Here is a 14383-nt window from a genome sequence, read left to right on the forward strand (position 1 = left end):
CAGCGTACGGGGTAGCGTCATATGGCTCTTAAAGTGAATTCCAGCCGCAAGCCTGATCCTGCCGTCGATGACCAGGATGTCAGCCGGGAATTGGAAGAAGCACTGGCGCTAGACCTGACCAGCGATTTCGACATGGACTCGTCCATGGAAGATCTCGAGCTGCAGATCTCCCAGGCTGCCGAAGAGCTGGCGCGCGAAGGTCGCGGCGACACTCAGGCTCAAGCAGAAGTTCCTGTTGTCGACCAGCCCGAAGCGCCCGAGCAGCCCCGCTCCGACGCTTCCATGCAGTTCGACCCGATTGCCGGCGCAACCGAGGACGACACGCTCGATCTCGATGAAGCGCTGCTTTATTCCGGTCCGCATTCCTCCGCAGAACCCGTTGCAGCCGAACCAGCTGTGGCCACGCCCGTTGCAGCCGGACCTGTGGCTGAACCGCGTACAGAGCCGAAGCCGCAGCCGTCGGCAAAGATTGAAGCCGCCAACGTAGAGCCCGCAGCCGCACCGCTGTCGCGCACGGCTGATCCGGCTCCAGCCCCTGCCCCGGTTTTTGCACCCGCCAACGACCGCTTCAAATCCGCAAGCACGTCGGTAGAGCGCGCAGCCGAACGCCGTCCGTCGCGCGCCATTTATTGGGGCGCCACCATCCTGTCGACCGCTTGGGTCGGCGGCGGCGCACTGCTCGCCAACGCGCTTTACGGTCCGCAGATTTGGCAGCCTGCCAGCTATCCGGAAATCCTGGCGAACCCGTCCGTGATGGGCCTTGCGGCCGGCACGGTTTTGCCGGTCATGCTGTTCTGGGCCTTCGCGGTGATGACGCGCCGCGCCCAGGAAATGCGGATTGCCGCGCAGTCGATCTCCGAAGTCGCGCGTCGTCTCGCCGAACCCGAAACCATCGCGCAGGATCGCGTGATGATGGTGGGCCAGGCCATCCGTCGCGAAGTTTCCGCCATGGGTGAAGGCATCGAGCGCACGCTGGCTCGTGCCGTTGAGCTGGAAACGCTCGTTCACACCGAGGTCAACGAACTCGAGCGCGCTTATTCCGAAAATGAAATGCGCATTCGCTCCCTCGTGGATGGTCTCGGCGCCGAACGCGAAGCCGTGGTCAGCCACGCCGAGCGCGTTCGCGCTTCCATCTCGGGCGCGCATGAACAGCTGAAGGAAGAGCTCGGCCAGGCCGGAGCCGTGATCAGCGGCAACATCCAGGATGCCTCCACGCGTCTTGCCGTCACGCTTACCGAGTCCGGCGATGCGCTTCTTGCGAGCTTCAACGATCGCGGCGAGCAGGTGAAAACGGCCATCGACAGCCGTTTGGACACCATTGCCGAGCGCATCACCACCTCCGGCGAAGCCTTTGCCGGTTTGCTCGACACCCGCATCGCGACCCTTGGCCAGCAGACCGACGGCGCAAACCGCGTGTTGGCCGAGATGCTGGACGAGCGTACATCCGGCTTCGTGTCGCTGCTCGGCGGCGCAACGCGTGCCCTCAGCGAAGAACTCGAACTGAAGCTTGGCGGCATCGAGAAGACGCTGGCCGAACGGGGTCAGTCGCTGATCGGCGCCTTTGAAACCCGCGCAGAAGCCCTCGACAGCAATGCCGAGCGGCTCAACACGGCGCTGGAAGCCCGCGCCCGCAGCATCAATGAGACCCTGATGGCGCGCACCCGCGACATCGCCGGCACCTTTGCGACCGGCAAGCAGGACCTCATTACCGTTATCGACGAAGGCAAGGCGCGCATCGGCTCCGAAATGGCCGATCTCGTTCTGTCCGCCTCGTCCATGCTGGAAACCCGCGCCGCCGACTTCAGCGGCCGTTTGGCTGCAACGCGCGACGACCTGTCCGCCAATCTGGACGAGGATCTGCGCAAGCTGGAAGAAGCACGCACCCGCATCGACCTGTCGCTGGGCGATGCACGCGCTGCCCTGTCCTCCGCAACCGACACGACACGCTCCGCCATCGAGGACGCGCTGGCCGACTCCACGGCGCATCTCCAGACCACATTGGGCGACGCTTCGGTCCGCTTGTCCGACCTCGTACGCGAAGCCGCCACCACGGTGGAAACGCAATTCCGCACGGGCGAAGTTGCGCTCGGCTCTTCGCTGGGCGGGGCAACCGACCGCGTGGAAGCAGCCATAGGCGATGCGACGACCCGCCTTGACGATCTTATCCGCAACGCAGCCGACACCGTGGAAGCCCGCTTCCGCGCCGGCGAAACCTCGATCGACGCGACCTTGTCCGGCACGGGCGACCGTGTTGAAGCCGCAATCAGCGGCGCGGTTTCCAAGCTGCAAGACACGTTCCGCGACGGCGAGGCAAACCTCACCAACAGCCTTGGTGGTGCAGACGAGCGCGTCGGTGCTGCCATCGGCGGCGCGGTGACCCGGTTGCAGGAAACCTTCCGCGGCGGCGAAGCAGCGCTCGGCAACACGCTGGGCGATGCCTCCACCACGCTCGAACAGGCTCTGCGCGAAGGCCGCGCCACGCTCGACAAGTCGCTCAGCGAGGCCACCTCGACATTCGACATCCGCGTCGGCGACGCGCGCACGGCACTCGAGACCACGCTGGGCGCTGCTCGCGAAGGCATCAACCTTTCGGTGCACGAACATGCCCGCGCCATGGCTGCGGCCGTGGACGAGCAGGAGCGCCGCTTTGCCGAAAACCGCGAGCGCCTGAGCGCCGTGCTTGATGCCGATCTGCAGCGCATTGCCGAATCCCGCTATGCCGTTGACCGTATGATCAGCGAGCAGATCCGCGGCTTCGACGAAGGCCGAGAGCAGCTCACCAAGGCGTTGGAAGACGATCTGCAGCGTTTCGCGGAAGCCCGCTTGCAGGCAGACTCCGCACTGGGCGGTCATGTCGAGAAGCTCGCAGAAGGTCGCGCCGCACTCAGCCGCGCAATCGAAGACGACCTCGCCCGTCTCACCGAAGTTCGCTCCGAGATCGACACGGCCGTATCCAGCCATGTCGGCAAGCTCGCAGAAGGCCGCAGCTACCTGTCGCGGGTCATGGAAGGCGATCTCCAGAAGCTCGACGAAACCCGCATCGCGCTGGATGAAACTGTTCTGGCGCATGTGCGTGCCCTCACCGAAGGCGGCGAAAACGTCACGCAGTCCTTCGCCGACAGCCGTCGCCAGATTGCCGATCTTCTGGCAGCAGGTCGTGCCGAGCTCAACGATGCGCTGGCCAACAGTGCTGCGAGCGTTTCGGTTGCTCTGACCGCCGATGCCGAGCGCCTGGATGAATCCTTCCGCCGCCACACAGGTGTGATCGAAGAGCGCACGCGCACCATGGAAACGGCGCTCGCGACCGGCATCGACAATGTCCGCGGCACGCTGGAGCGTAGCGCCGGCGTCGTGGCCGGAGCGCTGCGCGATCGTTTGGTCGAGGTCACCTCCACCTTGCACGAAGAAGCCGACAAGGCCTTCGTCAATGTCGACCAACGCATCGCCGACCGGGTGGATGCGACCGCAGCACAGCTCGGCGCGCGCGCCGAGGACGTTGCCCGCGCCTTCGCCGATGCCGATCGTGAGATCCACGCCCGCGCAGAACAGACCGGAACCCAGCTTTCCGAACGTGCCGCTGCCATCTCCAGCGCCCTCGAAGAAGCCGATCTACGGTTGCGCCGCAGCGCGGAAGAAAGCGGGGAGCGTCTGGCAGCGATGGTTGAAGCAGTGGCGTCCCAGCTCGGCGCCCGCGCCGAAGATGTCGCCCGCGCCTTCGCAGATGCCGATCGCGACATCCGCAATCGTGCCGAACAAACGGGTACGCAACTCTCCGCGCGGGCAGCTTCGATCACCGAAGCGCTTGGCGAGGCCGACGAGCGTCTGCGCAAGAGCGCGGAAGCCAACGGCGAACGCCTGGCTGCCATGGCGGAAGCCGTTGCCTCCCAGCTCGGCGCACGCGCCGTGGACGTGGCGCACGCCTTTGCCGATGCCGACCGCGCCATCCAGGAACGTGCCGAACAAAGCGGTGCGCAGCTTGCCGAACGCGCTGTTGTTATCACCAAGGCGCTTGAAGAAGCCGATCGCCGGCTGCGCGAGCGTGCCGAACAGAGCGGTGAACTGCTCTACGCCAAGGTCGGTGAGATCGCCGGCAGCTTCGACAAGATCGACGACCAGCTGTCCACGCGTTTTGCCGAGGGCGGCAACCAGCTTTCGGCTCATGCCGAGGAACTGGCGCGCGCCATCGTTGATGCCGACAAGCGCCTCGCAGCCCGCTTCACCGACAGCAACGCCTTGCTGCGCGAACGCAGCGACGGCATCGAAAGCGTTCTGGCGGAAACCGATCGCCGCATCGCAGAGCGCATCGCTGCCAGCGACCAGACCCTGCAGGACCGTGCAAAGGACATCGCGCGCATTCTGGGCGACGCAGACGAGGCCATCGCATCGCGTCTCGACAACAGCGGTGCCCTGCTCGGCTCGCGCACCGAGGAACTGACCAAGCTTCTCACCGAAGCCGACCGCACGATCGGCGCACGCTTCGCCAACAGCGGCTCGCAGCTCGGTTCGCGGACGGAAGAGCTTGCACGCCTTCTCGACCAGGCTGATCAACGTCTGGCCGAACGGGTTGCCGGCAGCGATGCCAGCTTGCGCGAACGAGCCGAGGAAATCACCAGTGCCTTCACGGACGCCGATCAGCGCATCGCCGATCGTGTTGCACAAAGCACCGGTTTGTTGGCCTCTCGCGCAGAAGAGATCGTCAACACACTGTCCGACACCGACCGCCAGCTTTCGGCTCGTGCCGACAACGCCGCTCAGGCGCTGCTCGCCAAGATCGACGAGATCGCACGAGCCTTCGATGCCAATGATGGTCGCCTCACCGGCCGTGCGGAAGAAACGGCAGCCATGCTGTCCAGCCGCGCAGCCGAGCTGGCCGGCATCTTTGCCGAAGCCGATCAGCGCATCGCAGATCGCTCCTCGCAAACGGCCGAACTGCTCGACGGCCGCACCCAGGCGCTCGAAACGGCACTCACCCAGGCCGATCGCCGCCTGACCTCCAGCATGGGCGCACTTGCTGCTCGCGTCAGCGAACAGCTCGGCGACATGAACCAGCGTCTGGAAGCCAGCGCGAGCACGGTGGGCGAGAAGCTCAACGAGCAGGTTGAGGCTGCGGAAGCCAAGCTCGCTTCAAGTGCTGCGGAGCTCGCCGACACGTTCAACGCGGTCAACACGCATATCGGTCAGCGCACCGGCGAAGCCGCTCAGACGATCGAGCGACATGCCCGTGACCTGAGCGCGATGCTGGCGCATCGCTCCACCGAGATTGCCAAGCTCCTGGATGAAACGGCGCGTCCTCTTGTGGAACGCTTCGCGGCCAGCGGCAGCGAACTCCAGACCAATCTGGAAGAAGCCGCTGATCGTGCAGCCGAGAAGTTGCGCCAGGAAAACGAAGCACTCGTCAACGCGCTCGCATCCCGCACGGCGGAAACTCTGTCAGCCGTGGAAGGCGCACGCTCTTCGCTCAGCGCAGGTGTCGGCGAGTTGATCGATCGCCTGAGCACTTCCAACGCCCGCCTTGGCGAGCTGGTGGAATCGGCTGCAAGCAACCTGACCAGCATTGACGAGAAGCTGGTCGGCACGACGCAGAACTTCGCCGCCACAACCGAACGTGCGGCGCAGACCTTCGCAAGCTCGGCACGCCTCATCGATGCCAATGCCGGCCGTCTGACCGAACTGTCGTCCAGCACGCTGAAGGACATCGCCGCCATTGCCCGTCGTTTCGACGAGCACGGCAAGGTTCTGTCCAACGCATCCGACCTGCTCGGCTCCGCACAAAGCAATCTCGCTTCGACGCTCGATGATCGTCAGGGCGCGCTTGAGGAACTGGCCGTTGGTCTCGTCAAGAAGTCCGAAGACATCGAGCAGACCATGCGCTCCTTCGAGGATCTGGTCGGCAAGGCGCTCGAACGCGCCGAAGGCCGCACCCGCAGCTCGACGGACCAGATCCGCACCTCGATCTCGGAAGTGGTGGAATCGGCAACGCAGCGCTTTGCCGATGCGACAACGGAAATGAAGAAGACCGCCGACGCGATCCGTACCGATCTCGAAGAAACGCGCTCGCAGCTCAAGAAGGGCGTGCTGGATCTGCCGGAAGAAACGAAGCAGTCGACCTCGGCCATGCGCCGCGCCGTCACCGAGCAGATCAATGCGTTGAAGGAACTGTCGGACATCGTCGCCAAGTCCGGACGGGCCTTCGATGCGACGGAACGGGCGGCTCCCCGCCAGCAGGCACCCGCAGCTGCTCCGGCACCTGCGCCATCGGCACCGAGCGCGGCACCGGTTGCTGCGGCACCACGCCCAGCGGCAGCACCCGCTGCAACGACCGTGATGACGGCACCGGCACCTGCCACGCGTCTCGAGCCATCGCGACCGGCTCCGGCACGCGAAGCGGCACCGCAGGGTGGTTGGGTTCGCGATCTCCTGCGCGGTGCATCGCGTGAAGAGACGACCGCTGCGGCGCCAGCCGCGCAGCCTTCCACGCCCGCCCGCTCTCCGCTGCATGTCGTGGAATCGCTCAACTCACTGTCGGTCGACATTGCCCGGGCAATCGACCATGACGCATCGATCGAGCTGTGGGATCGCTACCGTAAGGGCGAGCGCAACGTCTTCACGCGCCGTCTCTACACCCTTAAGGGGCAGCAGACCTTCGACGAGATCCGTCGCAAGTATGAAGCCGACACGGAGTTCCGTACCGCCGTCGACCGTTACTGCAACGATTTCGATAAGCTGCTTGCCGATGTCACGCGCAACGATCGCGATAACATGATGGCGCAGACCTATCTGTCGTCCGACACGGGCAAGGTCTACACGATGCTGGCTCACGCCAGCGGCCGGCTGAAATAACCCGCTGTCACCAGCAACAAGCAAAAGGCGGGCTTCGGCCCGCTTTTTTTGTGCAAGGAGGAAGCTCTTGATCACGACCGATCGGCTGTTGCTGCGGCCCCATACGATCGAGGACATGGACGCGCATCATGCCATGCATGCCGAGCCGGAGGTTTACCGCTTCTTGGGCGGACGGCCGGCGACCAGAGAGGAAACCTGGCTGCGGCTCCTTCGCTTCGTCGGTCACTGGACCAGCTTCGGTTATGGACTGTTTGCCGTGATCGATCGCGCAACGGGCAAGCTCATCGGCGACACCGGCCTTGCTTACTTCTGTCGCGAACTGGGCCCCGAGTTCGACGCCTATCCTGAAACCGCCTGGATCTTCAGCGCGTCCGTCCATGGCCAGGGCAAGGCGTTTGAAGCCGCTTCAGCGGCGCATGCCTGGTTCGAAGCGAAGACCGGCAAGCGCGAGGCGGTTGCCATCATCAATCCGGAGAATGCGCCTTCGCTGCGCCTCGCCGACAAGCTCGGCTACCAGGCTTTCGGCAGCGCGATCTACAAGGAGCACAACGTCACGATGCTCCGCCGCGCGCCGACACCTTAAACAAAAACGCGCAGCTCGAAGGCTGCGCGTTTGATGTCTAATGGTGGGATCGGCTGATCCCTATGCCGCGTTAGATCGCTGACGCCGTCCAGGCGACGATCTCGGCACCAACCTGATTGAAGGCGTTGTCGAGAGCCTGCACGTAAGCGGCATTTCCCTGCGTTCCGCCGCCCAGTGGTGCCATTGCCGTAAAGGTGCGCGATGCACGAACCACGCCCGTGCGATCGTTGAGAACGCGAATGAACAGCTCGACAACGGCCGAGTTGCTCGCCGTGTCGACCTGGAAGCGACGAACCTCCGTCACGACCTGGTAGTCGATCGCCAGACCCTCACCCGGCTTGCCCACGCCGCCGAAGCGGCCGGAAGCCTGGAAGCTTTCCGCCAGCCGTGCCTGCACGACGCGCGGCAAACGATCCGACCACTGCGCACCGCTGAGATATTCGATCGCGCCAACGCCCGGCGTGATGACGATCCGCTCGCTGTCCAGCGCCTTCAACGCAGAAGGCTCGGCGATCAGAACCTGTAAACGGCCGCGACGTGCACCCTCGCTCGCGCGCGGCGCCGACAGCGTATAGGTATCGAGCGGTGCCGGCCCCGACCCAAGCAGCGCGCAACCAGACAGCGCCAGGGTAAAAGCGAAGACACCAAGTAGCCGACTTCTTGAACGCACTGGAAATCCCCGCCTTACACCTGAATCACTGCCCGCACGGGCAATGCAACCGTTGATATGTGTTGTCGCAGCATCCCGGCTTGTCAACGCCGGTTGCGCCCGTCGTATTCCCGAACCTGACCGTCACCACCAGAAATGATGCGCTGCGGGTTGCGGCTGAGTTCCGTGAAGGCCTGTTCGATGCGGTTGATCGCGCGACGCCCGTCCGAAATCAGCCCGTCGATGTTGCGTAGGCCCTGATCGCTGAAGCGGGTCAGATTGTCGGAAATGACGCCGATCCGGGAATTGAGATTGTCCGCAACCTGGCGGAACGACCGCAGCGTATTGCTGGCATCCGCCATCAACCCATTGGCCTCGCCCGAACCCAGCAGATTGTCGACCTTGAGCAGAATACCATCGACACGAACGGAAGCCTGATTCAAGCGCTGCATGAACTGCTGCGCATCAGCCACCGTCTGGTCGATCGCATCGGCACGCTGGCCGATCCGGTCGGTCACGGCGACGACGTTGTTCATCGCCCTGTTGGCCGACACACCGGCCTGTTCAATATTGGTCAGCGTGTTGCGAACGGCTGCCGGATCCACCGCCTGTACGACGTCATCCACACGGGCGATCGTCGTGTTGACGCTGCTGACCACCGTTTCGACCGAGTCCGCCGCATTGTTCAAGGACGACATGATCGCATCCACCCGGCCCGACGAGTCGCGCAGCGATTCGGTGAAGGTCGTCACATTGCCAACGATTTCCGCGACCTGGTCGCGGTTCACGGCGTTGAGCAGGCCTTCAGCGGCCGTCAGTGCGCCATCGAGCTTTTGCGAAGCGCCGTCCAGCGTTTCCGACAAGCGGCTCACGCTCGCCAGAAACGAGTCGATACCTTCGGCATTGCGCGCCAGCGAGTCGGAAAACACCTTCACGTTCTGAACCGTATCGGTCAGCGGTCCGCGCGCATCCTTGGTGAAGCCTTCCAGTTCCACCAGCACGGAATCAGCGCGGCGGAAGATCTGTTGTGCCGTCTGCAGGAGGTTGGTCACAGCCGATGGATTGGCCGTGATCTGGGCGATCTCCCCGTTGCGCTCGGCTTCCTGCAAGAGGTTCGGCTCCGCGAGATTGCCGCCCTTGAGTTCGATATTCGCCTGGCCCGTCAAACCAGCCAGACCGATATCGGCCTGAGTCGACTGGGTGATCGGCGTTGACGTGTTGATCTCCGCATCGGCGATGGCGTCGGTCGGATTGTTGCGGTCGATAAAGACGCGCGTAATGTCACCGACCTTCACGCCATTGAACAACACCGCGCTGCCGCGGCCAAGACCAGACGCAGAGCCCGGAATTCGCACCCGCAGCGTTGCGGTTTCGCCCTGGTTGTCCACCACTGCCGTCCAGTAAACGAAGGCAAAGGCTGCAAGGATCGCAGCGATCGTGAAAATTCCCACGACCACATAGTTGGCTCTGGTTTCCATCTACGCCGTTTCCCGCGCTTCGAGGTCGATTTGCCGCGCGCGCTTGCCGCGGAAGTAGGATTTTACCCAAGGCTCTTCGCTTTTCAGCATGTCCTCGATGGTGCCATCGACCAACACCCGCTTCTTGCCGAGAACCGCAATGCGGTCACAAGCCGAAAACAGGCTGTCGAGGTCGTGAGTCACCATGTAAACGGTCAGGCCCAGCGTGTCGCGCAAGGTCTTGACCAGATCGTCGAAGTCGGCCGCGCCGATCGGATCGAGGCCCGATGTCGGCTCATCGAGGAACACGATCGCCGGATCGAGCGCCAGAGCGCGGGCGAGTGCCGCGCGCTTGATCATGCCGCCTGACAGCTCGGACGGAAATTTCGTCCCGGCATCCTGCGGCAGTCCCACAAGATCGATCTTCAACCGCGCCAGCTCGTCCATCAGCTTGGGCGGAAGGTCGAGATATTCGCGCATCGGCACCTGAATATTCTCCAGCACCGTCAATGCCGAAAACAGGGCGCCATGCTGAAACAGCACGCCGGTACGCATATCAACGGCCATGCGCGTTCGATCATCGGCTCCGTCGAGATCGACGCCGAGCAGCTTGATCGTGCCGCTCTGCTTCTTGTTCAAACCGAGCACGGTGCGCAGCAAAACGGATTTGCCGGTGCCCGAGCCGCCGACGAAACCGAGGATTTCGCCGCGATAAACATCCAGATCGAGGTTCTCGAGGATGGTCTTTTCGCCAAACGACACGGTGACGTCGCGCGCTTCAAGAATGACCTCGCGCTCGCCGCCCTGGTGGGCGGGCGCCGATCCGTTCTGATGAGACTGCTGAGTGGTCGCGTCCAACCTGTGCCTCAAAAATCGATGGCCGCGTAGAACATGGCGAAAAGCCCGTCCACGACAATGACGATGAAGATCGATTTCACGACCGACGTGGTGACCTGACGGCCCAGTGATTCGGCGCTGCCGCCTACCTTCATACCCTCAACCGAGCCGATGATGCCGATAATGATCGCCATGAACGGCGCTTTGATCAGGCCGGCGAGAATGGAAGACAGGTCGATCGATTCGCGCAAACGGTCGATAAAAGCCTGCGGCGGGATGCCGGAATAGCTCCACGCAACGAACATCGCGCCACCCAAAGCGGCAAAGTTCGCGATGATCGACAAGCAAGGCAGCGCGATCACCAGCGCAACGAGGCGCGGGAAAACCAGCACGCCGACCGGGTTGAGCCCGATTACCTGCAGCGCGTCGATTTCCTCGCGCATCTTCATCGAGCCGATTTCGGCGGTGATGGCACTGCCGGAACGGCCGGCGATCATGATGGCGGTAAGCAAGACGCCCAGTTCGCGCATAATCAGAATGCCGACAAGATCGACCACGAAGATTTCGGCGCCGAAATAGCGCAGCTGGAAAGCGCCCTGCTGTGCGATGATCGCACCCACGATCGCCGCCATCAGCACCACAACGGGAATGGCGCCGACGCCCATCTTGTCGATCTGCGAGGCGATCGCCGCCGGGTTGATCGCGTGACCGCGGCCAAGCTTCATCTGCGCGCCGCGAATCGTAGAACCCAGGATGTGCATGCCGGCCAGGAAATCGGTGCCGAGCGAAGCAACGTTGCGGCCGACGATCTCGAACGGCGCCAGCCAGTCGAAGCGTCCAACAGTGGTCGGCGCATCCTCGAACTTGGCCATGTCATCAACGGCGTCGAGCAGGATCGCCATCGTCGGCGAAGTGTTGACGAAGTCGACGTCCACGCCCTTGTTGGCCTGCTTTTGCGCCAAACGCTTGATCAGCCACGCACCGGCCGTATCGAATGCCGAAACACCGGCGAGATCGAGCCGCATGGACCGGACACCGTCGCGTGTCTCGAGCTCGCGCATCGCTCCATCGACATGGGCAACGCTATGCGTCGTCCAGGCGCCGTTGAAGGCGCAGGTCAGCGCATCGCCGTCTTCCTGGACGGAGACATCCGCATTGTCTTGGAACTGCGCTTCCGCGCTTGCGCCATCATCGGCTTTGGTCAACATGTTGCCTTCTTAGCCCGCCCCGCGCGCACTGTCATTGTGCTCACGGCAACACTTGCGAGATGTTTGATGCCGCGTCATCTTTTAATTGAAGAAGAACGGTTTCCAATAGCCGGTGCTTTCACGATCGCGCGCGGCTCCAAAACGCAAGCCGAGGTGATCACATGCACCTTGATAGAAGATAGCGTGCAGGGTCGCGGCGAATGCGTGCCCTATCGCCGCTACGGTGAGACACTGGAAAGCGTTCGATTGCAAATCGAAACAGCGCGATCCGCGATCGAAAACGGAATCAGCCGCCAGGAACTGCTTGGCGCAATGCAAGCCGGCGCTGCCCGCAATGCGGTAGACTGCGCTTTGTGGGATCTTCAGGCCAAGCAGAGCGGCCGCAGTGTAAGCGACCTGGCCGATTTGAATCCGCCGCAACCGCTCGAAACGGCGTTTACCATTTCGCTCGGCGAGCCGGAAAAGATGGCGACGGATGCGCGCGACAACGCCTGGCGTCCATTGTTGAAGGTCAAGGTCGGTACGGAAGACGACCGCTCGCGCATGGCAGCGGTCGCCGAGACTGCACCGAACAGCCGCATCATCCTTGATGCGAACGAGGGCTGGACGTCCAGCAACATCGAGATGCACCTTGCCGAGGCGGCACGGCTTGGCATTGCCTTAATCGAACAGCCTCTGCCCGCCGGCTCCGACGACATGCTCGGCCGCATTGCGCGCCCGGTGCCTGTTTGCGCCGATGAAAGCGTCCATGGCGTGCATGATCTTGCAGAGCTTCGCGGCCGCTATGACGCCATCAACATCAAGCTCGACAAGACAGGCGGACTGACTGCCGCGCTGGACTTGCGCAAAAGCGCCGAAGCGCTCGGCTTCCAGATCATGGTGGGCTGCATGGTCGGCACGTCCTTGTCGATGGCGCCGGCGATCCTGCTGGCGCAGGGAGCGGCCTTCGTCGATCTCGACGGACCGCTGCTTCTGGCGAAGGATCGGGAACCGGGTCTCACCTACACCGGCTCCATCGTGTCCCCGCCTGTTTCCACACTGTGGGGCTAATGCAGCTTGCCTGATATAAATGGCTGGACAACCAGGGCAGCGGTTCCCATAGCCAGCACCACCCGGGTGACTTGATGACGCGAGGCATGACATGGATCTTGGACTGACCGGCAAAAAGGCAATCATCTGCGCTTCGAGCAGAGGATTGGGCCGTGGCTGCGCGCTGGCTCTTGCGGAAGAAGGCGTCAATGTCGTTTTGAACGGCCGCGACCCCGAACCCCTCGCCGCAACGGCGCGTGAGATCCGCGAACATTTTGGTGTGCAGGTCACAGAGGTCGCCGCCGATGTTTCAACACATGAAGGCCAGGCAGCACTTCTCGCCGCGTGTCCCGCCCCCGACATCCTCGTCAACAACAATGGCGGCCCGCCTTCGCGCGACTTCCGCAAGCTCGATCGTCAGGCGATGCTCGATGGCGTGACGCAAAACATGGTCACACCACTCGAACTGATCCAGGCGGTGATCGATGGCATGGCTGAGCGCGGCTTCGGGCGCATCGTCAACATCACGTCGCTGTCGATCTATATGCCGATCCCCGGTCTCGATCTGTCGTCCGGCGCCCGCGCCGGCCTCACCGGCTTTCTGGCCGGCGTTGCCAAGACGGTGGCCAATCGCAATGTCACGATCAACGGTCTGTTGCCGGGCAAGTTCGACACCGATCGCATCCGCTCCACGACCCAGTTCGCGGCCGACAAGGCAGGTATTCCCTTGGAAGAATTTGCCGAGCGCCAGCGCCGTGAGATCCCTGCGGGCCGCATCGGCACTCCGGAAGAGTTCGGCAAGGCCTGCGCCTTTTTGTGCTCGACACATGCCGGCTACATCACGGGACGAAACATGATCCTCGACGGCGGCCTTTATCCCTCCGCTTTTTGAGATCACAGGATTGAGAACCATCAGGAGGCAGGTTTGAAACTTCTTCGCTTTGGCCCGAAGGGGCAGGAACGTCCGGGTTTGGTTGATGACAACGGCATTATCCGCGACGCGTCTTCGCTAGTCGCCGACTTCAGCCCGGACACCGTTTCGTTCGAGCTGATCGAAAAACTCCGCAAGGCTGATCTCACTGCCCTGCCGGAAATGCCTGCCGATACCCGCATCGGTTCGCCGCTGTCTCGCATCGGTCACTTCCTGGCAGTGGGCCTGAACTTCGCCGACCACGCTGCCGAAACCGGCGCATCGATCCCGAGCGAACCGCTGATCTTTTCCAAGGCGCCGAGCTGCCTTAATGGACCCAATGACGACATCATCCAGCCGCGCGGCTCGGTAAAGCTCGATTATGAAGTCGAACTCGCCGTCGTGATCGGCAAACGCTGCGATTATGTGTCGGAAGCCGATGCCCTGTCACATGTTCTAGGCTACGCCCTGTGCAACGACGTGTCGGAGCGTGACTACCAGAAGGAACGCGGCGGCCAGTGGCTCAAGGGTAAGAGCGCCCCGACTTTCGGCCCGCTCGGGCCCTGGATTGTCACGGCAGACGAGATCCCCGATCCGCAGTCGCTCGAAATGTTCCTGAACGTCAACGACGAGCGCAGCCAGACCGGCAACACCGATACGATGATCTTCTCCGTTGCCAAGGTCATCTCCTATTTGTCCGAGTTCATGGCGCTGGAGCCCGGCGATGTGATCACCACGGGCACGCCACCCGGCGTCGGCGCCGGCAAGAAGCCGCCGGTCTTCCTGAAGGTCGGCGATCGCCTGCATCTTGGCATCGACAAGCTTGGCGAACAGCACTCGCGCATCGTTGCGCGCGATTAAACATCGAGG

At 63.0% G+C, this 14383-nt stretch carries 9 protein-coding genes; 5 read left to right on the forward strand and 4 right to left on the reverse strand.

Annotation, left to right across the window (positions count from 1 at the left end):
• Positions 1-21: 21 nt before the first annotated feature.
• Positions 22-6840 (forward strand): apolipoprotein A-IV repeat region-like domain-containing protein, encoded by a 6819-nt coding sequence (locus JYU29_RS08490; protein WP_213984389.1) that lies wholly within the window; start codon positions 22-24, stop codon positions 6838-6840.
• Between the two features lie 67 nt (positions 6841-6907).
• Positions 6908-7423, forward strand: coding sequence for a GNAT family N-acetyltransferase (locus JYU29_RS08495; RefSeq protein WP_213984390.1), 516 nt, complete (start codon positions 6908-6910; stop codon positions 7421-7423).
• 70 nt (positions 7424-7493) lie between these two features.
• Here the strand turns inward: JYU29_RS08495 and JYU29_RS08500 are convergent, their stop codons facing one another.
• The 4 genes from JYU29_RS08500 to JYU29_RS08515 all read right to left on the reverse strand — a co-directional run bounded on the left by JYU29_RS08500 (position 7494) and on the right by JYU29_RS08515 (position 11574).
• On the reverse strand, positions 7494-8093 hold the full coding sequence (locus tag JYU29_RS08500; RefSeq protein ID WP_213984391.1) for an ABC-type transport auxiliary lipoprotein family protein: 600 nt from the start codon (positions 8091-8093) through the stop codon (positions 7494-7496).
• Between the two features lie 83 nt (positions 8094-8176).
• The gene (locus tag JYU29_RS08505; protein ID WP_213984392.1) at positions 8177-9550 is read right to left on the reverse strand and encodes an MlaD family protein; all 1374 of its coding nucleotides are present in this window, start codon (positions 9548-9550) and stop codon (positions 8177-8179) included.
• Positions 9551-10315, reverse strand: a complete 765-nt coding sequence (locus JYU29_RS08510) for an ABC transporter ATP-binding protein (RefSeq protein WP_431192852.1) — start codon at positions 10313-10315, stop codon at positions 9551-9553.
• Positions 10316-10395: 80 nt separating this feature from the next.
• Positions 10396-11574, reverse strand: a complete 1179-nt coding sequence (locus JYU29_RS08515; RefSeq protein WP_213984394.1) for an ABC transporter permease — start codon at positions 11572-11574, stop codon at positions 10396-10398.
• A 66-nt stretch (positions 11575-11640) separates the two neighbouring features.
• On the opposite strand from JYU29_RS08515, the gene dgcA reads away from it, so the two are divergent.
• The 3 genes from dgcA to JYU29_RS08530 all read left to right on the forward strand — a co-directional run bounded on the left by dgcA (position 11641) and on the right by JYU29_RS08530 (position 14374).
• Complete coding sequence (gene dgcA / locus JYU29_RS08520; RefSeq protein ID WP_213984395.1) at positions 11641-12624, forward strand: N-acetyl-D-Glu racemase DgcA; 984 nt, start codon at positions 11641-11643, stop codon at positions 12622-12624.
• 91 nt (positions 12625-12715) lie between these two features.
• Positions 12716-13495 (forward strand): SDR family oxidoreductase, encoded by a 780-nt coding sequence (locus JYU29_RS08525; protein WP_213984396.1) that lies wholly within the window; start codon positions 12716-12718, stop codon positions 13493-13495.
• Between the two features lie 33 nt (positions 13496-13528).
• Complete coding sequence (locus JYU29_RS08530; protein WP_213984397.1) at positions 13529-14374, forward strand: fumarylacetoacetate hydrolase family protein; 846 nt, start codon at positions 13529-13531, stop codon at positions 14372-14374.
• Positions 14375-14383 lie beyond the last annotated feature (9 nt).

Origin of the sequence: Tianweitania aestuarii, from assembly GCF_018457165.1 — a bacterium.
Taxonomy (GTDB): Bacteria; Pseudomonadota; Alphaproteobacteria; order Rhizobiales; family Rhizobiaceae; genus Tianweitania; species Tianweitania aestuarii.

Coding starts and splice junctions, on each gene's coding strand:
- JYU29_RS08490 (WP_213984389.1), top strand. CDS start 22: ATGGCTCTTAAAGTGAATTCCAGCCGCAAGCCTGATCCTGCCGTCGAT.
- JYU29_RS08505 (WP_213984392.1), bottom strand. CDS start 9,550: ATGGAAACCAGAGCCAACTATGTGGTCGTGGGAATTTTCACGATCGCT.
- JYU29_RS08515 (WP_213984394.1), bottom strand. CDS start 11,574: ATGTTGACCAAAGCCGATGATGGCGCAAGCGCGGAAGCGCAGTTCCAA.
- dgcA (WP_213984395.1), top strand. CDS start 11,641: ATGCCGCGTCATCTTTTAATTGAAGAAGAACGGTTTCCAATAGCCGGT.
- JYU29_RS08525 (WP_213984396.1), top strand. CDS start 12,716: ATGGATCTTGGACTGACCGGCAAAAAGGCAATCATCTGCGCTTCGAGC.